Annotated in this window: 21 protein-coding genes and 1 tRNA gene; 2 read left to right on the top strand and 20 right to left on the bottom strand. The window is 32.5% G+C overall.

Features of this window, described 5'->3' with window-relative positions:
- Window positions 1-102 precede the first annotated feature (102 nt).
- The 5 genes from yihA to ER639_RS05645 all read right to left on the bottom strand — a co-directional run bounded on the left by yihA (window position 103) and on the right by ER639_RS05645 (window position 5118).
- The gene (gene yihA / locus ER639_RS05625; RefSeq protein WP_129064794.1) at window positions 103-690 is read right to left on the bottom strand and encodes a ribosome biogenesis GTP-binding protein YihA/YsxC; all 588 of its coding nucleotides are present in this window, start codon (window positions 688-690) and stop codon (window positions 103-105) included.
- Window positions 691-795: 105 nt separating this feature from the next.
- Window positions 796-2058 carry an ATP-dependent Clp protease ATP-binding subunit ClpX gene (gene clpX / locus ER639_RS05630; protein WP_129064795.1) on the bottom strand — a complete coding sequence of 421 codons (1263 nt, stop codon included), beginning with the start codon at window positions 2056-2058 and terminating at the stop codon, window positions 796-798.
- Window positions 2059-2189: 131 nt separating this feature from the next.
- The gene (tig, locus tag ER639_RS05635; RefSeq protein ID WP_129064796.1) at window positions 2190-3473 is read right to left on the bottom strand and encodes a trigger factor; all 1284 of its coding nucleotides are present in this window, start codon (window positions 3471-3473) and stop codon (window positions 2190-2192) included.
- A 65-nt stretch (window positions 3474-3538) separates the two neighbouring features.
- Entirely contained in the window at window positions 3539-4498 is a 960-nt protein-coding gene (locus tag ER639_RS05640; protein WP_129064797.1) for a hypothetical protein, read from the bottom strand.
- A complete protein-coding gene (locus ER639_RS05645; RefSeq protein WP_129064798.1) occupies window positions 4498-5118 on the bottom strand; it encodes an NUDIX domain-containing protein in 621 nt (206 codons plus the stop codon). The genes ER639_RS05640 and ER639_RS05645 overlap by 1 nt, the downstream gene beginning before the upstream one ends.
- A 147-nt stretch (window positions 5119-5265) precedes the next feature.
- On the opposite strand from ER639_RS05645, the gene ER639_RS05650 reads away from it, so the two are divergent.
- Window positions 5266-5994 (top strand): NAD-dependent protein deacylase, encoded by a 729-nt coding sequence (locus ER639_RS05650; protein ID WP_205757698.1) that lies wholly within the window; start codon window positions 5266-5268, stop codon window positions 5992-5994.
- A 35-nt stretch (window positions 5995-6029) separates the two neighbouring features.
- Here the strand turns inward: ER639_RS05650 and ER639_RS05655 are convergent.
- The 14 genes from ER639_RS05655 to zapA all read right to left on the bottom strand — a co-directional run bounded on the left by ER639_RS05655 (window position 6030) and on the right by zapA (window position 19260).
- Window positions 6030-6103 (bottom strand) — tRNA-Arg (locus tag ER639_RS05655).
- A gap of 120 nt (window positions 6104-6223) precedes the next feature.
- Window positions 6224-6721, bottom strand: a complete 498-nt coding sequence (locus ER639_RS05660; protein WP_240664000.1) for a metallophosphoesterase family protein — start codon at window positions 6719-6721, stop codon at window positions 6224-6226.
- 8 nt (window positions 6722-6729) lie between these two features.
- Window positions 6730-7308 carry an XTP/dITP diphosphatase gene (locus ER639_RS05665; protein WP_129065010.1) on the bottom strand — a complete coding sequence of 193 codons (579 nt, stop codon included), beginning with the start codon at window positions 7306-7308 and terminating at the stop codon, window positions 6730-6732.
- Window positions 7305-8108: a glutamate racemase gene (gene racE, locus ER639_RS05670; RefSeq protein WP_129064801.1), complete on the bottom strand. Its 804-nt coding sequence runs from the start codon at window positions 8106-8108 to the stop codon at window positions 7305-7307. Before racE ends, ER639_RS05665 begins: the two co-directional genes overlap by 4 nt.
- Window positions 8101-8538, bottom strand: a complete 438-nt coding sequence (locus ER639_RS05675; protein WP_164993367.1) for a MarR family winged helix-turn-helix transcriptional regulator — start codon at window positions 8536-8538, stop codon at window positions 8101-8103. The genes racE and ER639_RS05675 overlap by 8 nt, the downstream gene beginning before the upstream one ends.
- A 94-nt stretch (window positions 8539-8632) precedes the next feature.
- Window positions 8633-9397 (bottom strand): succinate dehydrogenase iron-sulfur subunit, encoded by a 765-nt coding sequence (sdhB, locus tag ER639_RS05680; protein ID WP_129064803.1) that lies wholly within the window; start codon window positions 9395-9397, stop codon window positions 8633-8635.
- Window positions 9397-11163, bottom strand: a complete 1767-nt coding sequence (sdhA, locus tag ER639_RS05685) for a succinate dehydrogenase flavoprotein subunit (RefSeq protein WP_129064804.1) — start codon at window positions 11161-11163, stop codon at window positions 9397-9399. The genes sdhB and sdhA overlap by 1 nt, the downstream gene beginning before the upstream one ends.
- Before the next feature lie 24 nt (window positions 11164-11187).
- A complete protein-coding gene (locus tag ER639_RS05690; protein ID WP_129064805.1) occupies window positions 11188-11799 on the bottom strand; it encodes a succinate dehydrogenase cytochrome b558 subunit in 612 nt (203 codons plus the stop codon).
- A gap of 221 nt (window positions 11800-12020) precedes the next feature.
- The gene (gene uvrC / locus ER639_RS05695; protein ID WP_129064806.1) at window positions 12021-13802 is read right to left on the bottom strand and encodes an excinuclease ABC subunit UvrC; all 1782 of its coding nucleotides are present in this window, start codon (window positions 13800-13802) and stop codon (window positions 12021-12023) included.
- Window positions 13803-13883: 81 nt separating this feature from the next.
- Entirely contained in the window at window positions 13884-14198 is a 315-nt protein-coding gene (trxA, locus tag ER639_RS05700; RefSeq protein WP_129064807.1) for a thioredoxin, read from the bottom strand.
- Between the two features lie 181 nt (window positions 14199-14379).
- Entirely contained in the window at window positions 14380-16722 is a 2343-nt protein-coding gene (locus ER639_RS05705) for an endonuclease MutS2 (RefSeq protein ID WP_129064808.1), read from the bottom strand.
- A gap of 4 nt (window positions 16723-16726) precedes the next feature.
- Window positions 16727-18427, bottom strand: a complete 1701-nt coding sequence (polX, locus tag ER639_RS05710; protein WP_129064809.1) for a DNA polymerase/3'-5' exonuclease PolX — start codon at window positions 18425-18427, stop codon at window positions 16727-16729.
- Between the two features lie 48 nt (window positions 18428-18475).
- Window positions 18476-19003: a CvpA family protein gene (locus ER639_RS05715; RefSeq protein ID WP_129064810.1), complete on the bottom strand. Its 528-nt coding sequence runs from the start codon at window positions 19001-19003 to the stop codon at window positions 18476-18478.
- On the bottom strand, window positions 19003-19260 hold the full coding sequence (gene zapA / locus ER639_RS05720; protein ID WP_129064811.1) for a cell division protein ZapA: 258 nt from the start codon (window positions 19258-19260) through the stop codon (window positions 19003-19005). Before zapA ends, ER639_RS05715 begins: the two co-directional genes overlap by 1 nt.
- Before the next feature lie 87 nt (window positions 19261-19347).
- Here zapA and rnhC point away from each other — a divergent pair, with 87 nt between their 5' ends.
- A complete protein-coding gene (rnhC, locus tag ER639_RS05725) occupies window positions 19348-20280 on the top strand; it encodes a ribonuclease HIII (protein ID WP_129064812.1) in 933 nt (310 codons plus the stop codon).
- 779 nt (window positions 20281-21059) lie between these two features.
- Here the strand turns inward: rnhC and ER639_RS05730 are convergent.
- Window positions 21060-22019, bottom strand: coding sequence for a nuclease-related domain-containing protein (locus ER639_RS05730; protein WP_164993368.1), 960 nt, complete (start codon window positions 22017-22019; stop codon window positions 21060-21062).
- Window positions 22020-22073: the final 54 nt, after the last annotated feature.

Here is a 22073-nt window from a genome sequence, read left to right on the forward strand (position 1 = left end):
GCCCCCATAATTTACATTCCCTTAATTATATCAAACATTACTAATCATTTAAATACAAAGCGCTTATATCATTTCAAAAGATCAAAGCGTTTTAATCACATGCTATAAATACTTTTCGATTGCATTAAAAATCATATCATTTTTATCTTTCGATAAACTTGAATAACTGATCAATGTATCATTTTTATCCATATCTAAGTCTTGTCGAATAATTTTTAAGTGCTTTTGTACTTTACCTTTAGGTATTTTATCTTCTTTTGTAGCAATGACTATCGTCGGAATATCATAATGCTTTAAAAAATCATACATTAATCTATCGTCTTCAGTTGGATTATGTCTAATGTCCACAAGGTGTATAACACATGCCAACGTCTCACGTGTCGTAATATAAGTTTCAATCATCTTCCCCCAACGCTCACGCTCTGATTTAGAAACTTTTGCATAACCATAGCCAGGAACATCTACAAATACAAGCTGATTATCAATATTAAAGAAATTAAGTGTTTGAGTCTTTCCTGGCTTTGATGAAATTCTTGCCATACTTTTTCTACCAATCATCGTATTAATAAATGATGATTTACCTACATTTGAACGTCCTGCAAGCGCTACTTCTTTTAATCCTGTTTCAGGATATTGTTCTGGCCTCACCGCACTGATTAAAATTTCTACGTTATTTGGATTAATATTCATGGTGGCCTCCTTAATTTTATACATCATATAATTATACACGAAATATAAAAACGTACAAACGAATTCGTTTGTACGTTTAATTGTTCTAATTATCAAATTATTATATTATGCAGACGTTTTATCTTCATTAATCAATTGTTCATTTTCATCATAAAGTTCTGGTGCTGTTTGGTTACGAATTGTATTTTCCGTAATGACAACACGTTTTACACGATCTTCTGATGGGATATCAAACATAACATCCATCATGCTTTCTTCAATGATAGAACGTAGACCACGTGCACCAGTCTTTCTTTCGATTGCTAATTCACTAATAGCAGTTAATGCTTCATCTGTAAAGTCTAATTGGACGCCATCAATTTCAAGAATTTTCTTGAATTGCTTAACAAGTGCATTTTTAGGTTTAACTAAAATATTCTTTAAAGCTTCTACGTCAAGTTGTTCTAAATTAGCTACAACCGGAATACGACCGATAAACTCAGGGATTAAGCCGTAACTTTGTAAATCTTCTGGTTTAATTTGTGAAAGTAATGAAGCATCATCAACATTTTTATCAGATGTACCACTGAAGCCAATGACTTTTTCACCTAAACGACGTTTGATGACTTCATCAATACCATCAAAGGCACCGCCTAAAATGAATAATATGTTTGTTGTATCAATTTGAATGAATTCTTGGTTTGGATGTTTTCTTCCGCCTTGTGGTGGCACACTTGCGACAGTACCTTCAAGAATTTTTAATAAGGCTTGTTGTACACCTTCACCACTTACATCACGTGTAATTGAAGTATTTTCTGACTTACGTGCAATTTTATCGATTTCATCAACATATATAATGCCTTTTTCAGCTTTATCAATGTCAAAGTCAGCGGCTTGTATTAAACGTAATAGAATATTTTCAACATCTTCACCAACATAACCCGCTTCAGTTAAGCTTGTTGCATCTGCAATAGCAAATGGTACGTTTAAAGAGCGTGCTAATGTTTGAGCAAGTAAAGTTTTACCTGAACCAGTTGGACCAATTAAAGCAATGTTACTCTTTTGAAGTTCTACATCATCTTCATTACTAACAGCTGGATTCATAATACGTTTGTAGTGATTATACACTGCTACAGCTAAAGCCTTTTTTGCTTTCGTTTGGCCAATAACATAAGCATTCAATAAATCCAACATTTCTTGTGGTTTTGGTACTTCAGTAATTTCTGCCGTTTCTGTTTTAAGTTCTTCTTGTACAATTTCAGAACATAATTCAATACATTCATTACATATATATACGCCACTACCAGCGACTAATTTTTTCACTTGGTCTTGATCTTTCCCACAGAAAGAACATTTTAAATTCTCATCTTGATCATTATAGTTATACATGGTTACACCCCTATTCTTAAAAAAATATACTAAAGTTTACTGGTGATTGCAACTGATTGAAATAAAATAAAGAATCTGCAGCAATCACTACAGATTCTTTGTTGTATTATGTTACTTATCGTTACAATAGATTATTTCGTTTTAGCGTTATCAACTAATACATCAATTGCTTTTTGAATACGTAAGTCATCTTTTAATACTTCAGCATTTCCTAAAGCTTGACGAATATCATCTACAGATAAACCAAATTGTTCACTCATTTTAGTTAATTCAGCTTCAACATCTTCATCTGAAATTTCAATGTTTTCTGCAGTTGCAATAGCAGCTAACGTTAAGTTTGTTTTAACACGTTTTTCAGCATCTTCTTTCATTGATGCTTTTAATTGCTCTTCAGACTGACCAGAGAATTGGTAATACAACTCTAAGTTTAATCCTTGTTGCGCAATACGTTGTTCGAATTCTTGCATCATGCGATCTAATTCAGTGTTGATCATCGCTTCAGGAATTTCAACAGTCGCATTTTCAGTTGCTAAGTTGATTAAAGTTTCTTTCATTTCATTTTCAGCTTGTAATTTCTTTTGTTCAGCTAAATCTTTACGGTATTTTTCTTTATACTCATCAACAGTTGAAACTGACTCATCTAATTCTTTTACTAATTCGTCGTTTAACTCAGGTACTTCTTTAGTTTTGATTTCGTTGATTTTCACTTTGAATACAGCATCTTTACCTGCTAATTCTTCAGCGTGGTATTCTTCTGGGAATTTAACGTTAACGTCTTTTTCTTCTCCAACTTTAGTACCAACTAATTGCTCTTCGAAGCCTGGAATAAATTGACCTGAACCGATTTCTAAATCGTATCCTTCAGCTTTTCCACCTTCAAATTGCTCGTCATTTACATAACCATCGAAGTCTAAGTTAACAACGTCGCCTTCAACAACTTCGCCGTCTTCTTTGATTACTAATTCAGCTTTACGTGCTAAATCAGCATCGATTGCAGCTTGTAATTCTTCTTCTTTTAATTCTGTATCTTGAGCTTCAACTTCTAAACCTTTGTAGTCACCTAAAGCTACTTCAGGTTCAACAACAACTTTAGCAGTAAAGATTAATTCTTTACCTTTTTCCATTTGCTCGATATCGATTTCTGGACGATCCACTGGTTTAATACCTGTTTCTTCAACTGCATTAGCATAAGCATCTGGTAAGATGAAATCTAATGCATCTTGGTATAATGCTTCAACACCAAAACGTTGTTCAAATAATGGACGAGGCATTTTACCTTTACGGAAACCTGGTACGTTTACTTGTTTAACTACTTTTTTGAAAGCTTTATCTAATCCAGCTTTAACTTCTTCTTCTGGAACAGTGATTGTTAATACTCCAATATTACCTTCTTGTTTTTCCCATTTTGCTGACATGTGATACCCTCCACAATAATTCTATAAATTTTCAACTCTTTAATTATAACATAATTCAGATAAAATCAAACAGTTACTTCACTGAGTTGTCTTATCTTTTGTAACATATCTTCATCCATAAGAAAAGTGTTTTGTTCAAAAAGACCACTTACTCCTGTTATTTCTTGTATAAAATATAAGTAATGGTACTTCAATTGTTCAATATCATTCAAATCATTAAGGTGCTTTTGGAAATATAATTCATGGAATGGATACAAAATAAAGTGATGCATTGTTAAAAGCGCAACAATCGTTTCCACAATTGAAGGTTGTTGATTTTCAATCACATCAATCACACCATTTATCACTTGATTAAAAGGATGATGTTGAACAAATTCAACAGATGAAACCTCTATTTTTTGTTTAATTTTAAGCTTATTCAACATTAACGAATGTTGATAACCACTTAACTTTAAATACATCAAAATCAATGTTTGAACTTCAGGATGAACCTCCAAAGAAATGATATGAATAAAACTCATTTGATATTTAAAATCTTCTTCTTGTATCAAAGTCATCAATATATTTTTTTGTTTATCAATTGGATAAGACATAAAGTCAATAACGAATTGTTGATTGATTGCTTTTTTCTCAATAAGTTTAGATTTAGCTTCGTCGTATAAAACATTTAATTGCATAATCAACTGATGTGGTACTTGTTCTCCACGTAAACTATCTACTAATTCCATTACCGTTTGGAATTGTTTAAGCTTTATCAAACTTTTAATCAAATATACAATAATTTCGTTATAAGCTTGATGACCTTGATTCAATAGGATGCTAGATTCTTCTCTTAATTCTAAATAGCTATTGGTTTGCAATAAACATTCTAGCCTTAATAAAGACAAACCTTCATCCATTTCAAAATGCTTTTCATATGTATTGAATAAATCATACGCCGATTCATAGTCACCTCGTTGCATTGAATCAATAATTTCTTTGTGCAACTTATTTTGAAGCTTCGGAAAAATAATAATTTCAGACATTAGTGACCTACAGCAAATAATTGCTCAATGATTAATTGTGACCATGATTCGTAAGTAGCATTTTGAAGTAAAGTACTGCTCTGGTGCCAATCTATTTTTAATGTGTCTGTTTCTTTAACTTCCACATCCTTTGATTGCACTTTTAATTTAAATACTAAACCAATATGTACACGTCCCACTTCATTACCATCATCATTGATAAATCCAATTAAGCTTAATTGATTTAAATTAATATTTTCCAAACCTACTTCTTCTTCTAGTTCTCGTTTAGCATTTTCTAATAATACATTTTCGATGGTTGCTTCACCTAATTCATTCATGTGTCCACCAATACCTATTGAACTCAATCCATGTAATCTTGCTTCTCCGCCACCAGATAAACGTTCATAAACTAAAATTTCATCATGCTCGTTTTCTAATATACAATATGAGATAAGTTGTTTATAACTTGGATCCTCTTCCATGTCACCGCGACGCTTTACTGTATATTTTGACAATGTTTCATAGATTTCTAATGCACGTTGATCTTCTATACTAATAAACCCATTAAATGCATTTTTTTCTGTACTAAAAATTGTTTCTCGATCGACAACGATAATTTGTTCGTCATATTTATTCATAATTATATCTCCTTTGATGTTTGATTAAATTTTATATGATTATGTTCATTTCTTCAAACGATAGTATTAATAATAGCTTATCCAATATTTTATCACGATATTGAAATCATCATTGCACATGATAAACTGATAAAAAGGAGTGACATTATGCAAAATCTAGATCAACTCAAAAAAGCAATTCAATCTAGCCATAAAATCGTATTTTTCGGTGGTGCAGGTGTATCCACAGCTTCAGGCATTCCAGATTTCCGTTCTGCAAATGGCATCTTTCACCAACCATCCAATTGCAATGTATCACCTGAGACAATCATTTCTCATTCATTTTTTATCAATTACCCAAAAGATTATTTTGAGTTTCATTTTGATAAATTAGTATACGAGAATGCAACACCTAACATTACTCATCATTACCTAAAACAATTAGAAAATATGGGTAAAGACGTCAAAATAGTCACACAAAACATCGATGGATTACATCAAAAAGCAGGGTCGACTCAAGTTTTTGAACTTCATGGGAATGTTCAAAACAATTACTGTATGACATGCGGCAAGTATTATGATTTAAAGGATTTAAATAAAGATCATGATGGTATTCCAAGATGTCCAGTAGACAATGGCATTGTAAGACCTGATATTGTAATGTATGAAGAGCCTCTTAACCAAGAAACCATTGAAAATGCCGTAAAAGCAATCTCTGAAGCCGAACTACTCATTGTCGCAGGGACAAGCCTTTCTGTTTATCCCGCTGCAAGTTTCATTCAATATTTTAGAGGACAACATTTTGTAATCATCAATAAATCTAAATTAAATTCAAATCATCGTAATGCTATCATATTTGAAGAAGATATGACAAAAGTATTTGAATCATTAAAATAAAAAAAGCGTTATCCAATTGGATAACGCTTAAATGACGTCCTGGGAGGGATTCGAACCCCCGACCGACGGCTTAGAAGGCCGTTGCTCTATCCAGCTGAGCTACCAGGACTCAATTAAAGACAAGATTAATTATAATCAAGTCTTAGGCAATTCGTCAACCTGTTATTCAATAATATTATTGAAAATACAACGTTTTATTGAGTTATTACACTAAAAAGGTAAATAAAGATTAAATTTCTAAAGAAATTTCTTCAACTTTTATATGATTTTGATTGTAATAAGTTACTTTAGCATTTTGTTCAAGTGTCAAAATTGCATACGTTTCTTCATTGTGATCTCTCGATTGACTAATAGAGCCAGGGTTTATACACCAAACACCATCAATCAATTCCACATTCATAATATGTGTATGACCATATAACGCAATATTACAATTTTTTTCGATTGCTTTTTGCGCTAAATTATCGCGATTTCGATTGACTGAATAGAAATGGCCATGAGTAAAAAAACATTGGCCAAAAGGCGTTTCAATAACTGCCTCTTTCGGATAATTCATATCAAAATCACAGTTGCCACCCACTTTTATAAATGGCTTTAAAACAGAATCATGAAACTGAAATTCTGAATCTCCTAGATGGATACATTGATCTGCATCAGGATGCATTGAAATGATGTCTATCAAATGATTTTTATTCCCATGGTTATCACTCACTACAACAATCTTCATGATTTCACCTACTTTAATATTTGTGAATCTAACATTTTTTGAATGGCCGCACCACGATGACTGATGGCTGCTTTTTCACTTCCAGAAAGTTCAGCCGTTGTTTTATTTAATTCAGGTACATAGAATATCGGATCATAACCAAATCCATTTTCACCTCGTGGCTCATGTAACAACTCTCCTTCAACTTCACCTCGAAAAGTAACAGGTTCAAAGCCAGGTCTACTTACTGAAATGACGCATACAAATCGTGCTTTCCTGTTTGTTTCATTTTTCATTTCATCTAATACTTTATTTAAATTCGATAAGTCCGTGGCATTTTCACCTGAATATCTGGCTGAATAAACACCTGGCGCATTATTTAACGCATCTACTTCTAATCCAGAGTCATCACTGATGACCACTTTATTTAATAGCTTCATCGCTGTTTCTGACTTTAATTTAGCATTTTCTTCAAAAGTAGTCCCTGTTTCATCTACATCAAAATCATCTAACAACGATTTGATCCCTACAACTTCATGATTTTTAAAAATATGTTTAAAATCATTAATCTTTCCTTGATTTCCTGTAGCAATAACGATTTCCATTATATTTCCTCCAATTGAATTGAATGTACTTCTATGTCTTGATTCAGCCATTCAGAAGCGATACGTTTAAATCGATCACTTGGCCCATTAACATAAAATTCATGATGAACTGCATCATTAGCTGCTGCATGTCCTTGCGAAAAAGTTAATAATGCACTGACTTCCCTTGCAGTTTCTAAACCTGAAGAGATCACTTTCTTTTCGCCGTTAAAATATTTTTCAATATAATCTTGTAACAATGGATAATGTGTACATCCTAATATGACAGTATCTGCTGGATGATGTCTCCAATTTTTTAAAGTTTGATGAATAATAATATTTGAAATGGTTGGATCTTTATATCTTATTTGTTCAACTAATGGAACAAATCCTGGACAACTGATACCTGTTACATCAATTTTTGGATTGATGGATTTAATCATTTTTCGATAAGCTTCTGACTTTATTGTACCTTCAGTACCTAAAATCATTACTTCTTGATTTTTTGTTGTCATAATTGCAGTTCTAGCTCCTGGTTCAATGACACCAATTACAGGAATTTGTAACATCGATTGTAATGGCTTTAATGCCACCGCTGTTGCTGTGTTACAAGCAATGACAAGCATTTTAATATTTTTTTGTACTAAAAATTTAGCGAGTTGTATGGTAAATCGCTTTACTTCTTCACCATCACGTGGACCATATGGACATCTCGCCACGTCACCTAAATAACAAATCGATTCATTTGGCAATTGTCTCATAATCTCTTTAGCAACTGTTAAACCGCCCACACCTGAATCAATTACACCTATTGGTCTACTCAATATCTTCACCTTCGTCTGTGTTTATATACAAATTATGAATTTGCGACTTCAAAATTTGCATGTCTATATCACTTTTTTGCAATAAATTTTGTAAAAATATTTGTCTTTTTTGTATAACTGCTTCAATCAGTTCAATACTTTTATTTGTTAACTTAAGGATTACTTTTCTTTTGTCTTTATCATCTTTTTCACGTTGACAATACCCTTTTTGAGTAAGCTGATCGATGAGTTCAGATGTTGAAGAATTTGCTAAATTCATTTTTAAAGCCAAATCACCAATTGTCATTTTTTCCGTCTCATTAATCCATTGTATGGCAATAAATTGCGTTTCTGAAATATCATATTCTTTGAGCACTTGTCTCCCAATATTTTTAGTGATATCTGCCAAACGACGGAGTTCAAATTCTATCATTTTTATATCTTTATCCAAAATCAAGACTCCCAACATTCATTTATTTAAATTATATTTTATCAAAAAAACAACAAAAAAAGAAAGTAAGACAAAGCTTACTTTCTTAAAACTATTAATCCACTTGATAGTCTGAACCAAAAAATGATTTAAACATTTGGAAAGTTGCTGCACGGTTCATCGCCGCGATTGAAGTCGTTAAAGGAATCCCTTTTGGACAACTTCTCACGCAGTTTTGTGAGTTACCACACTCAGCTAAACCGCCCTCTTCCATTAATGCGTGTAATCTTTCATCCTTGTTCATACTTCCTGTTGGATGTAAGTTGAATAAACGAACTTGAGAAATTGGTTGAGCACCCATAAATTTAGAATTTTTATTCACGTTTGGACATACTTCTAAACATACACCACATGTCATACATTTAGATAATTCATATGCTGTTTGGCGTTTTTTCTCAGGCATACGTGGCCCAGGTCCTAAATCATAAGTACCATCAATAGGAACCCATGCTTTTACACGTTTTAAGTTATCAAACATACGAGAACGATCGACTTGTAAGTCACGAATAACCGGGAAAGTTGCCATTGGTGCTAAACGAATTGGTTGTTCTAATTTATCAATGATTGTAGAACAAGATTGACGCGCTTTACCATTAACAACCATAGAACATGCACCACATACTTCTTCTAAACAGTTCATATCCCAAGTGACTGGTGTCGTCTTTTCTCCACGCTCATTAATAGGGTTACGTTGAATTTCCATTAATGCTGCAATCACGTTCATATTCGGACGATATGGAATAACAAACGTTTCTTCATACGGCGCAGAATTTTGATCCTTTTGACGTGTAATGATCAATTTGATTGTTTTTTCAGCCATCAATGTTTACCCCCTTTTGATTTCTTAGAGTAATCACGAACACGTGGTGGAATTAAACTAACATCAACAGGCTCATAAGTAAATCTTGGAGCTGCATTTGGCCCTTCATAATGTGCCATTGTTGTTTTTAACCATTCTTCGTCATTACGATTTGGGAATTCTGGTTTGTAGTGAGCACCACGTGATTCATTTCGGTTGTATGCACCGATTGTCATAACACGCGCTAATACTAACATGTTCCATAATTGACGCGTAAAGAATACGGCTTGGTTACTCCAAGTAGCAGTATCTTCCATATCAATGTTTTTGTATCGTTCCATTAATTCTACAATTTTCTTATCTGTTTCTAATAATTTATCATTATGACGAACAACCGTAACGTTTGCAGTCATAATTTCGCCAAGTTCTTTATGTAATTTGTATGCATTTTCTGTACCTTTCATCGTAAGTAGTGCATCAAATTTTTCTTGTTCTTCTTTAACTTTCGCTTCAAAAATAGAAGGATCGATATCTTCATAGTGTGTATCTAGTTCTTTAATATATTTAATTGCATTTGGTCCTGCAACCATACCACCATAAATCGCAGATAATAATGAGTTCGCACCTAAACGGTTACCACCGTGTTGAGAGTAATCACATTCACCAGCTGCAAACAAACCAGGGATATTTGTCATTTGATCATAATCAACCCAAATACCACCCATAGAATAATGTACTGCAGGGAAAATTTTCATTGGCACTTTACGTGGATCATCACCAGTGAATTTTTCGTAGATTTCGATGATACCACCTAATTTTACGTCTAATTCATGTGCATCTTTATGACTTAAATCAAGGTATACCATGTTCTCACCATTGATACCTAATTTTTGATTCACACATACATCGAAAATTTCACGCGTTGCAATATCACGTGGTACTAAGTTACCGTAATCTGGATATTTCTCTTCTAAGAAGTACCATGGTTTACCGTCTTTATAAGTCCAAACACGTCCACCTTCACCACGCGCCGATTCACTCATTAAACGTAACTTATCATCACCTGGAATTGCAGTTGGGTGAATTTGAATGAATTCACCATTCGCATATGTAGCACCTTGTTGGTAAACAATCGATGCTGCTGAACCCGTATTGATCATAGAGTTTGTAGATTTACCAAAGATAATACCAGGTCCACCTGTTGCCATAATAACTGCATCAGATGCAAACGAACTGATTTCAGCTGTCGTTAAGTTTTGAGCTACAATACCACGTGCACGACCTTCATGGTCAATCACTGCACCTAAAAATTCATAGCCTTCATACTTTGTAACTAAACCTTCAACTTCAAATTTACGTACTTGCTCATCTAACGCATATAATAATTGTTGCCCTGTTGTAGCACCCGCAAATGCCGTTCTGTGGTGTAATGTACCACCGAAACGACGGAAATCTAATAATCCTTCAGGTGTTCTGTTGAACATTACACCCATACGGTCTAATAAGTGAATAATACCAGGTGCTGCTTCAGTCATTGCTTTTACTGGTGGTTGGTTTGCTAAGAAGTCACCACCGTAAACAGTATCATCAAAATGAATCCAAGGTGAATCGCCTTCACCTTTTGTATTAACCGCACCGTTAATACCCCCTTGGGCACATACTGAGTGAGATCGTTTAACTGGTACTAAAGAAAATAATTCTACATGTGTACCGGCTTCCGCTGCTTTAATTGTTGCCATTAATCCGGCTAATCCACCGCCGACAACAATAACTTTACTGTTTGCCATATATAAACACTCCCCTAAATTCCATTAAATAAATGCAAATAATGCAGTAATTCCAATATAAGAAATTACAACAAATGCAAATAAAGATACATAAGCCATGATGTTTTGTGATTTTTCAGATTGCGTAATACCCCAACTTACAGCAAAAGACCATAATCCATTCGCAAAATGGAAAATCACACTTAAAATACCTACGATATAAAGTGCAAAAACAAATGGGTTTGATAATAAATCATGCATATAAGCATAATCCATATGAATACCTCTTGCAGCTTGAATACGTGTTTGCCAAACGTGAACTGCTAAGAAAATAAATGCTACAACACCAGTGAAACGTTGGATTAAGAACATCCAGTTTCTAAATGTAGAGTAATTTTTTACGTTATTCTTCGCTGTAAATGCAATATAAATACCATAAATCGCATGGAATAAAATTGGTAAATAAATTACTACTGTTTCTAATGCGATTTTAAAAGGTAAGTGAAACATAAAATCACTGGCTTTATCGAATGCTTCAGGTGAATCCACTGCAAAATGGTTGATCACTAAATGTTGAATTAAAAACACACCTAATGGAATCACACCAAGTAATGAATGTAACCTACGCAATGCGAAAGATTTTTCTGAACTAGACATGTAAGTCCCCCCTATAATTCTTATACGTCAAACAACAACAACAATTTTACGCTTCTTATCGTTTGAAATCAAGAAACCGATTACATTTTATTTTAAAAATTTTTACAACATAAAAAAGAAAGTTTGTGAATGACGATTTCAATACTATTGTACCATTGTTTATTCAACAAATGGATATGATAATGATTCTCAAATCGATTTTTTCACAAACTTTTTCTTATTTATGATGATAAGTTTTCTTTAATGGTTTTTGCTAGTTTTTTAGGAATACCAGCTTCGATTAAATCATTTTCGCTTGCTTCTTTAATACGCTTAATCGAACCAAAATGTTTCATTAGTTGTGTTTTTCTTTTTGGACCAACACCTTCAATTCCATCTAATTGAGAACTAAAAGATGTTTTTGAACGCGTTTGTCGATGAAATGTGATTGCAAATCGATGTACTTCATCTTGTATTCGTTGAAGTAAATAAAATGCCTGGCTCTTTTTATCTAATGGTACGATTTCAAATTCTTCTCCATACATTAATTCAGCCGTCTGGTGTTTATCATTTTTCTTTAACCCAGCAACAGGTATATCTAATCCAAGTTCATTATAAAGCACATCCATTACGACATTCATATGACCTTTACCACCATCGACAATAATTAAATCGGGTAATGGTAATCCTTCTCTTAAAACCCTTGTGTATCGTCTTCTAACGACTTCTTGCATTGATTTATAATCATCTGGCCCTTTTACTGTTTTAATTTTAAATTTTCTATAGTCTTTTTTACTCGGTTTACCATCTATAAATACAACCATTGCAGATACTGGATCCACACCTTGAATATTAGAATTATCAAATGCTTCTATTCTTACAGGTGTTTGAATTTGCATCGCATTCCCTATTTCTTCAATGGCTTTAATCGTTCTTGCTTCATCTTTAGTAATCAATTCAAACTTATTATTTAATGCAATGCGTGCATTTTTTTCAGCTAAATCTAGCATTTCTCTTTTTTGACCACGTTTTGGCTGAATAACTTTGGTTGCAACTACAGATTCCACCATCTTAATATCTAAATGGCTCGGAATATGTACTTCTTTAGGTAAGATATTTTGATTTAAGTCATAAAATTGGCCAATAAAGTTATAAAAATGACTTTCAGCATCATCAATTAATGGAATCATTGTTGCTTTACGTTCAATAAGATTGCCTTGTCGAATAAAGAATACTTGTATACACATCCAACCTTTTTCAACAGCATAACCAAAGATATCTTTAGTTGTCATATCACTTGATATCATTTTTTGTTTAAACATTACCGCTTCAACATGTTGAATTAAATCCCGATATTCTTTCGCTTCTTCAAATTTAAGTGCTTCACTTCGCTCCATCATTTTTTGTTTTAAATCTTCAATAATTGCATGATCGTTCCCGCTCAAAAAGTCCGTAACAATCTTTATATAATGATTGTATTCGGATTGTTCTACTTGCTTCACACATGGCCCTAAACATTGGCCTATGTGATAATATAAACACAATTTGTCAGGCAAATTTGTACATTTCCTAAGTGGAATAATGCGATCCAATAATTTTTTTGTTTCATGCGCCGCATAGCCATTTGGATATGGTCCAAAATATTTGGCATTATCTTTTTTGACGGTTCTTGTTACAAGAAGTCGTGGATGCTTTTCACTCGTTATTTTAATAAATGGGTAGCTTTTATCATCCATTAATTTAATATTAAATCTCGGATGATGTTTTTTGATTAAAGTGAGCTCTAATAATAATGATTCAATTTCAGTACTTGTGACGATGAACTCAAAGTTTCTAATCTCCATCACAAGACGCGTTGTCTTTTCATCGTGACTCCCAGTGAAGTATGATCTAACACGATTTCTTAAGTTCTTTGCTTTACCAACATAAATAATCTGATCTTGGCGATCTTTCATTAAGTAACAACCTGGTTCAGTCGGCAAAACCGATAATTTATTTTTAATTTTTAATTGATAATCTTCCATAATACCACCTAAATCATAATGTGCATTTAGTATAATCTTCGCACAAAAAAAAGGCAATGCACATGCATTGCCTTCAACATTTTAGAAATGTTTTTCTAAAACTGCTTGTAATTGTTCTTTCGGTTGGAAACCTACTACTTTATCAACTGCTTGACCGTCTTTAAATACGATTAAAGTTGGAATACTCATTACTTCAAATTTAGCAGCTGTTTCTTGGTTTTCATCAACATCAACTTTAACGATGTTTGCTTTACCTTCAACATCTTTCGCTAAATCTTCTAATACAGGCGCAATCATTTTACAAGGTCCACACCAAGGTGCCCAAAAATCTACTAAAGTTACGCCTTCTTTAATATTACTTTCAAAGTTTGCATCTGTTGCATTAATTAAAGCCATTGTTTAGTCCTCCTAAATTATCTTGATAACGATACTATAACAGACTTGTTATTTAACGTCATCTTAGTTGCTCATTAAACAATAAACAAATAAATCATACCACTAATCAACATCAAAATCGATATGACAATTAACACTTTTGCGAGCTTATACATATCAAAATTATCCATTTAAACACCTCTTATTTTAATTCAACAACCGTTACACCAAAGCCACCTTCAGAAGGCATACCACCTCTAAACGATTTAATATGTTTATATCGTTTTAAAAATTGTTGGACACCTTTTTGAAGTGCACCGGTACCTTTACCATGAATGATAGTGACTTCTCCGTAATTACTTAATATTGCTTGATCTAAATATTGTTCTAATAAAATTAAAGCATCCTCAAATCGTTCCCCACGTAAATCAAGTTCCATTTTGATTTCTGTACGATTTGTTCTCGGTACTACTCGAATTTTATCTTCTTTCGGTGGTGCCTCTATTTCTAATTCATTATATGGGATTTTCATTTTGATGATACCCATTTGAACGACCGCTTCTTTAGCTTTATCATCAATGTCTAAAATAACACCTTTTTGACCATAACTTAAAACTTTAACATGGTCTCCTTTTTGAATCTTTTGCTCTTTTTTTGTTGTCTTTTTTTGTTTGATACTTGTTTCATGATACATGCCTGATAATTTTGCACGCTCATCTATCAATTCATTTTCTTTAATATCTGCGTTATGTTTATGTTCTCGTAATGTTTTTAAAATTTCTTCTGCTTCTTTATCTGCTTTTTTTATAATTTCATTTGCTTTAAATTTCGCGTCTTCCATTAATTTCTGTTTTTGATTGATGTATTGATCGTATTCACGCTTTAAATCTTTGAACAATGTTTCACTTTCTTGTTTGTATTGTTCCATTAAAATACGGTCTTGTTCAATTTGTTTATTATTTTTCTCTAAAGCACCAATCATATTATTGACTTCATTATTATCTAAATGAATCATTTGTCTTGCAGATTTAATGATTGAAAAACTTAAGCCTAATTTTTTGGCAATATCGAAAGCATTACTTTTCCCTGGAATACCCATCAATAATCGATAAGTTGGACTCAAAGTATCGACATCAAATTCAACACTAGCGTTCATTACACCATCTCGATTATAGCTGTAGGCTTTTAATTCGGGATAATGTGTTGTCGCCATGGTCATTACTTGTTGTTCTAAAGTTTTATCTAAAATACTCATCGCAAGTGCTGCACCTTCTGCAGGGTCAGTACCTGCACCTAACTCATCAAACATGACAAAACTGTTTTCAGTCATTTTATCTAAAATCGAAACAATGTTGGTCATATGACTTGAGAATGTAGATAATGATTGTTCAATCGATTGCTCATCACCAATATCACAAAAGACTTCATCAAATACACTAATCATTGCACCTTCACCAGTTGGTACCATTAATCCTGATTGCGCCATTAAGATGATTAAACCTACCGTTTTAAGTGTAACTGTTTTACCACCTGTGTTAGGTCCAGTGATAATTACTGAATTGATTCCTTCATAAAATGTAATATTGTTTTTCACGACCGTTTTAGCATCTAATAATGGATGCCAAGCATTCGGTAAATCTATGCATTTTTCTTCTTTAATTTTTGGCATTGTCATTTTGTTACGGTTACCAAACTTCGCTTTCGCAAAATAAACATCTAAAGTAGATAAAACATCCGTCCCATAAATCAATTCATTTTCAAATAAAGCGACTTCATTTGTTAATTCATATAAAATGCGTTCCACTTCTTCTTCTTCTTGACGTGTATATTTGCTAAGTTCTGTTGATAACTCCACAATACTATTTGGCTCGATATAGAATGTTTGACCAGAACTTGATGTATCGTGCACAATACCAGGAAAATCCTGTTTGTATTCACTACGTACAGGAATTACTTGTCTACCATTTCGAATGGTAACAATTGCATCAGATAATTTTTTTTGGTTGTTTGAGTTCCTAACAATTTGATCCAGTTTATCTTTGATTTTACGGTTTGTTCTATGAATATCTGCACGAATACCAGCAAGTGTTGGACTCGCATGATCATATAATGTTGTTTCGTCACACTTTTCTTCAATCATTTCAGATAAAGGTGTAGCACTCGGCAATTTTTTCATTTGATGGTAAATTTGCTCGATTTCTAACTCACGTTCTTCAAATAAATTGAAGATATAAGTTTTGTATTTATTGATGACTTTAATATTATTTTTAATCTTGTTTAATTCAACAACAGATAACACTGAGCCAATTACTGCTCTTTTAACAAGTGGCTCGATATGGCTTAATTGACTCATACCAGGTTCACTTTCTGTCATATCAATGCGTCTTGCTTCTTCTAACCATTCAAGCATTGACAATATTTCATTCATTTCATTTTTTGGATGTATGTTTTTAATTTTCATCGCACTTAATTCGTTTTGTGAAAAAGACAAAAGTTGATCAATAATACGATGATATTCTAATATTTGAAGTGCTTTTTGATTCATATCATTACTTCCCATTCATTATAAATTCTTTAAATGCTGCTCTTGATAATGTGTTTAAAACATTATCTTTGTTTACTCTACCTTTGATTGCAGTACCTACACCAAATTTCATTAAGTTCAATTGATCTACATGGTGTGCATCTGTATTAATGGTAATTTTTAAATCCGGATTGTTCAGTAAGATTTCACTATTTAAATCCAGGCGCATTGGATTCGCATTTAATTCTAAATACGTATTCGTTTCTTTTGCCATTTGTATTAATGCATCGACATTGACCTGATATGCCCCTCTTCTACCTAGTATACGTCCTGTTGGATGCGCAATATGACGGACATATGGATTTTCACAAGCAACCTTTAGTCTTTCCATAATTTGAGCTTCCGGTTGATTCAACGATTGATGAATTGCTGCAATAACATAATCCAACCGAGATAACACTTCATCTGGATAATCCAAAGATCCATCTGGTAAAATATCCATTTCGATACCTGAATAAATATCGATTTCTGAATATTTTTCGTTCAATTGCTTTATACGTTCATTTTGTTCTAATAGTTTATCTACAGGTAAACCATTCGCTACAAATAAACTTTTTGAATGATCTGTGATGACCATATACTCATAGCCTTTTTGAATATTGGCTTCAATCATTTGTTCTAATGTATGTGCACCATCTGAATATGTGGTATGCATATGTAAATCACCTTTAATGTCTTGAAGGTGTATCAATTGAGATGTATCAAAATCAAATTCACTACCGTCCGTTCTTAACATTGGTGGGATGTAATTGACATTAAAATGGCGATAAATCGATGCTTCATCTTCATATTGTATGATGTTACCGTCAGCTTGTGTAATGCCATATTCACTAATTTTTTCATTTTTTTGCTTTGCTAATTGTCTAATTTTAATGTTGTGATCTTTACTGCCTGTGAAATGTTGCAGCATATGTGCAAATCCTTTATTGTCAGTAAATCTAAAGTCCACTGTACAAATAATGTCTTCTCGTTGATATTTAATTGTAATTTTTTCATTGCCACTGAGTTCAACTTCCAAAACAAATGGTGCTGTTTGGATATATTCACTTACTTTCTCTCTATCTTTTGTAGAAATAATATAATCAATATCCTTACTCGTCTCATTCATTCTTCTGTAACTGCCCGCAACTTCAAACTGGTCAATGTCATTACACTGATTTAAGTAGGCATCAATTTCATTAACACTTTTCATCACGTCGTAAATGACCATGCGTTCATTCATCGTTAATAAATCTTGAATGCCTTTTAAAATATTGGCTTCACTCGTTTTACCAAAGCCAGGTAGTGTACTGATTTCATGATTTTCACAAGCTTTTGTCAGTTGCTCTATTGTATCAATTTGAAGTGCTTTATGAATCTTTACTATTTTTTTTGCACCTAGATTTCGAATTTTTAACATTTGAATTAAACCTTCAGGGATAGATACTTTTAATTCATTTAATAATGAAGATTCACCGTTTGCTTGAAATTCTAATAGTACTGAAGCGACACTTTTTCCAATACCGTCCAGTTTCGTGAAGTCTTCAATCTCATTAATGTCTTGATCTAATCGTTCAAGACTTGCCGCAGCTTTGCGATAGGCTGATATTTTAAAAGGATTTGCACCTTGTAATTCCATATAAGTTGCAATTGTTTCTAACAATTTGATGTAATCTTTTTTAGTCATATGTACCTCCCAAAAGAAAAGGTGGGACAAATCAATGTCTCACCATCATTAATGTAACCACCAAGATTTTATCATTCCGCTTAAAAACGGCGTGTGGTTGACAATTATATTCGCTAAATTACTGTTGTTAATATGTGTTTCAATAAATGATATTGGTAACATTGCAAGTAAAAATAAAAACAAAAATAGTCCTAAGTAACATTCAAGAAAGCCAAATAGCAATCCGAGTCCCATATTCATTTGTTTTAATATTGGAATTTGTGCAATGTAATCAAATACCGTTCCTATAATTTGTAATATCATCTTACTAAATACAAATAAAATGATAAAACTTATAAGATTATAAAAAGTATGTTCATTCGTTAATAAATTTAAAAATGACGAATCATGAGAAGTATTTGCTGATGGGAATGGTATCAACAATGTTAATTTATTTGCAAGAGGTATATAAAACATTCTCGCAATAATAAATGCACCGATAGTACCAATTAAATGAAGTGACTGTAGAATAAATCCTCTTCGATATCCAATCACAGTCCCCATAATGAGAATAAATAAAATCAAAATATCTAACATTATTCTTTGTCCCTGTTTAATTCCTCAAGCAAAGCCTGATGTGCTTCTTGTAATTTTACATAGTCATCCATAATATTTACAGCAGCTAATACCGCTTTTCTTGAAGTATCTAAACCAGCACTCATACTAGCAACTTCTCTAATTCTTTCATCCACTAAGCTCGCAACATGTCGAATATGATTTGGTTCGTCTTCACCTAAAATTGTATAGTGTTGATCAAAAATCGTTACAGTAATTCTATTTTTAAATGTCCCCATATTGTAACTCCCAGTCGTCATATATTTTAGTTTATGTTACCATTTTTATAAGTAGAAATTCAATAAAAATACGTAAGCGAGGCCATTATGAGTTCAACAGTTCATCAATTAAGTGCAAATGATATTCAAAAAATAATTAAAATCTTACCGAGTAATATGAGTAACTCTTTACCACCAGGTGCAATTTATAAAAATAAAATCAATGGCCATACAATATTAATGTATAAGTCTAACAAATTTATGGTACAAGGCGCGCAAAGTGAAATGATTGCAAATGACATTTTGTTAAAAGCAGGCATATCGAATACAGTAAATACAGAAAAACATAGTAAAATTGATAAGCAAACCTTACACTATGATGATTTCAATTGTATTGGTTCTGACGAAGCAGGATCAGGAGATTATTTTGGACCAATGACAGTCGTTGCAAGTTATGTGTCAAAAGAAAATGCTGCAATATTAAAGACATTAGGTGTGATGGATTCAAAAAATTTAAAAGATAAACAAATCGTAGAATTAGCTGAACAAATCATTACATTCATACCACATTCACTACTCACATTAGATAATCCAAAATATAATGAGAGAAAACAATTGGGTTGGAGTCAAGTAAAAATGAAAGCAGTACTACATAACCAAGCGATTAAAAATGTATTGAGTAAAATAAATGCGCCACTTGATTATATCGTTATTGACCAATTCGCTGTTCAAGGAGTCTATGAAAGATACGCAATCGGTCCAATACCAGAGAGAGAAAAAACTAAATTCGAAACAAAAGGTGAATCAAAATCAATCGCAATAGCTGCAAGTTCAATCATTGCAAGATATGCTTTTGTAAAATATTATGATCAAATCATTAAAGAAACAGGCATTCACATCACAAAAGGTGCTGGTCCAAAAGTTGATTTAGAAGCCGCAAAGATAATTAATAAAAAAGGTATCGATTATTTAGACAGCATTACAAAAAAAGACTTTAAAAATCGAGAAAAAGCATTAAATATATATAATAAGAAAAAATAAATGGAGGTTCATTATGTCATTTTTGTATGTACTAATTGGTTTAGGCGTTTTTGTATATTTGTTATGGTACATTAAAGAGAATTTGATGCGAAATAAGAAATAGATGATAATTGTGTAGTGCTATTTGTTAATTATCACCGTAGATAGGCTGGTTTGATTGGTTACCAGGATATCTACGGTGATATTTTGGGTTTATCACCGTTGTTGAGGTGCTATGATAGATTTTCCTGCAATCTACGGTGATATTTTGGATTTATCACCGTTGTTGAGGTACTATGTTAGATTTTCTGTTAATCTACGGTGATATTTTGGATTTATCACCGTTGTTGAGGTACTATGATAGATTTTCCGTTAATCTACGGTGATATTTTGGATTTATCACCGTTGTTGAGGTGCAATGATAGATTTTCCTGCAATCTACGGTGATATTTTGGATTTATCACCGTTGTTGAGGTACTATGTTAGATTTTCTGTTAATCTACGGTGATATTTTGGATTTATCACCGTTGTTGAGGTACTATGATAGATTTTCCGTTAATCTACGGTGATATTTTGGATTTATCACCGTTGTTGAGGTGCAATGATAGATTTTCCTGCAATCTACGGTGATATTTTGGATTTATCACCGTTGTTGAGGTACTATGTTAGATTTTCTGTTAATCTACGGTGATATTTTGGATTTATCACCGTTGTTGAGGTACTATGATAGATTTTCCTGCAATCTACGGTGATATTTTGGGTTTATCACCGTAGTTTTAACTTATAATTAAAGCACTTTATTACGAGTCATTGATAACCATATCCACTTCATATTCATTTTCACTAACTTCTTTAATAAATAGCTTTTCTTTAGGATGGTATTTCCTATTCTTGTTCATACCGGTTTTTTCAAAGTTCTCAGAAAGCACTTCTCTAATCAAAGTTTTACCTATTCCTGTATACCTCACCACATCATCTACAGTAACAGCAGCATTTTTCAATAACTGAATAACCTCAAAAGCATTTTTCACTAAATCTTTTTTAGTAATTTTATAGCCACAACTACATGTTACATGTGTTTTGCGATGGCTTAGCTTTGGGAGCAGTTGATTACAACTCGGGCATTTAATGCCTTCTTGAATTTCTTCAAAAGGATAATAATGAATACGTTGATAAATGCCTTTATCATAGTGATACTGTAAAAATAATTGTCCGATTCTAGTCTCTTCATCTGAAGTTTCATTTTTATTTAATGACGCGACTATTCGATCAATATCTTTATCAAAAAGTATTCTATTATCACCATTAAAACCACTAACTGAAAACTGTTGTCCAACAAAAACTACATAACTTAGCACTTTATAAGATAATCCTAATTTCTGAACAAATTGATTTAATTTCATGTCTGCTTTTACCAATTGATTAATGGGATCTGTAATGACATAATTATTTTCACTAATAAAATTGGATTGGTGAAAATGATAATTTCCTTCATAATACTTAATATCAAAGTGAATGATATGTTGGTCATGGATGATAATAAAATCATATTGCGCCTCACCGTTCATTTTTAATCGGAAGTCCCATATTTTAATACCACCCGAGCATTCTTTTATTTTCTCGTAAAAATACTTTTCACCTGTATACCCTTTATCAATTGTAAAGCAATGAGTTTGATCCAGCGTATCCATTTTAATTCTGCCATTAACTTCTAAAATATATTTTTCATAAGGATTTAATACTCTTGTTTTGATAAACATGTTGTCACCCTCATTTAACATTTGTTAACACAAATAAAACATACAACAATAAGT

This window comes from Macrococcus sp. DPC7161, from assembly GCF_004117835.1.
Classification (GTDB): domain Bacteria; phylum Bacillota; class Bacilli; order Staphylococcales; family Staphylococcaceae; genus SDSC01.

Bases quoted from the DNA above. Each gene is read 5' to 3' on its own strand.
- zapA (WP_129064811.1), bottom strand. From the start codon at position 19,260: ATGGGGACATTTAAAAATAGAATTACTGTAACGATTTTTGATCAACAC.
- ER639_RS05715 (WP_129064810.1), bottom strand. From the start codon at position 19,003: ATGTTAGATATTTTGATTTTATTTATTCTCATTATGGGGACTGTGATT.
- yihA (WP_129064794.1), bottom strand. From the start codon at position 690: ATGAATATTAATCCAAATAACGTAGAAATTTTAATCAGTGCGGTGAGG.
- rnhC (WP_129064812.1), top strand. From the start codon at position 19,348: ATGAGTTCAACAGTTCATCAATTAAGTGCAAATGATATTCAAAAAATA.
- ER639_RS05690 (WP_129064805.1), bottom strand. From the start codon at position 11,799: ATGTCTAGTTCAGAAAAATCTTTCGCATTGCGTAGGTTACATTCATTA.
- clpX (WP_129064795.1), bottom strand. From the start codon at position 2,058: ATGTATAACTATAATGATCAAGATGAGAATTTAAAATGTTCTTTCTGT.
- sdhB (WP_129064803.1), bottom strand. From the start codon at position 9,397: ATGGCTGAAAAAACAATCAAATTGATCATTACACGTCAAAAGGATCAA.
- ER639_RS05650 (WP_205757698.1), top strand. From the start codon at position 5,266: ATGCAAAATCTAGATCAACTCAAAAAAGCAATTCAATCTAGCCATAAA.
- ER639_RS05730 (WP_164993368.1), bottom strand. From the start codon at position 22,019: ATGTTTATCAAAACAAGAGTATTAAATCCTTATGAAAAATATATTTTA.
- uvrC (WP_129064806.1), bottom strand. From the start codon at position 13,802: ATGGAAGATTATCAATTAAAAATTAAAAATAAATTATCGGTTTTGCCG.
- polX (WP_129064809.1), bottom strand. From the start codon at position 18,427: ATGACTAAAAAAGATTACATCAAATTGTTAGAAACAATTGCAACTTAT.
- ER639_RS05645 (WP_129064798.1), bottom strand. From the start codon at position 5,118: ATGAATAAATATGACGAACAAATTATCGTTGTCGATCGAGAAACAATT.
- ER639_RS05705 (WP_129064808.1), bottom strand. From the start codon at position 16,722: ATGAATCAAAAAGCACTTCAAATATTAGAATATCATCGTATTATTGAT.
- sdhA (WP_129064804.1), bottom strand. From the start codon at position 11,163: ATGGCAAACAGTAAAGTTATTGTTGTCGGCGGTGGATTAGCCGGATTA.
- ER639_RS05660 (WP_240664000.1), bottom strand. From the start codon at position 6,721: ATGAAGATTGTTGTAGTGAGTGATAACCATGGGAATAAAAATCATTTG.
- trxA (WP_129064807.1), bottom strand. From the start codon at position 14,198: ATGGCTTTAATTAATGCAACAGATGCAAACTTTGAAAGTAATATTAAA.
- ER639_RS05640 (WP_129064797.1), bottom strand. From the start codon at position 4,498: ATGTCTGAAATTATTATTTTTCCGAAGCTTCAAAATAAGTTGCACAAA.
- tig (WP_129064796.1), bottom strand. From the start codon at position 3,473: ATGTCAGCAAAATGGGAAAAACAAGAAGGTAATATTGGAGTATTAACA.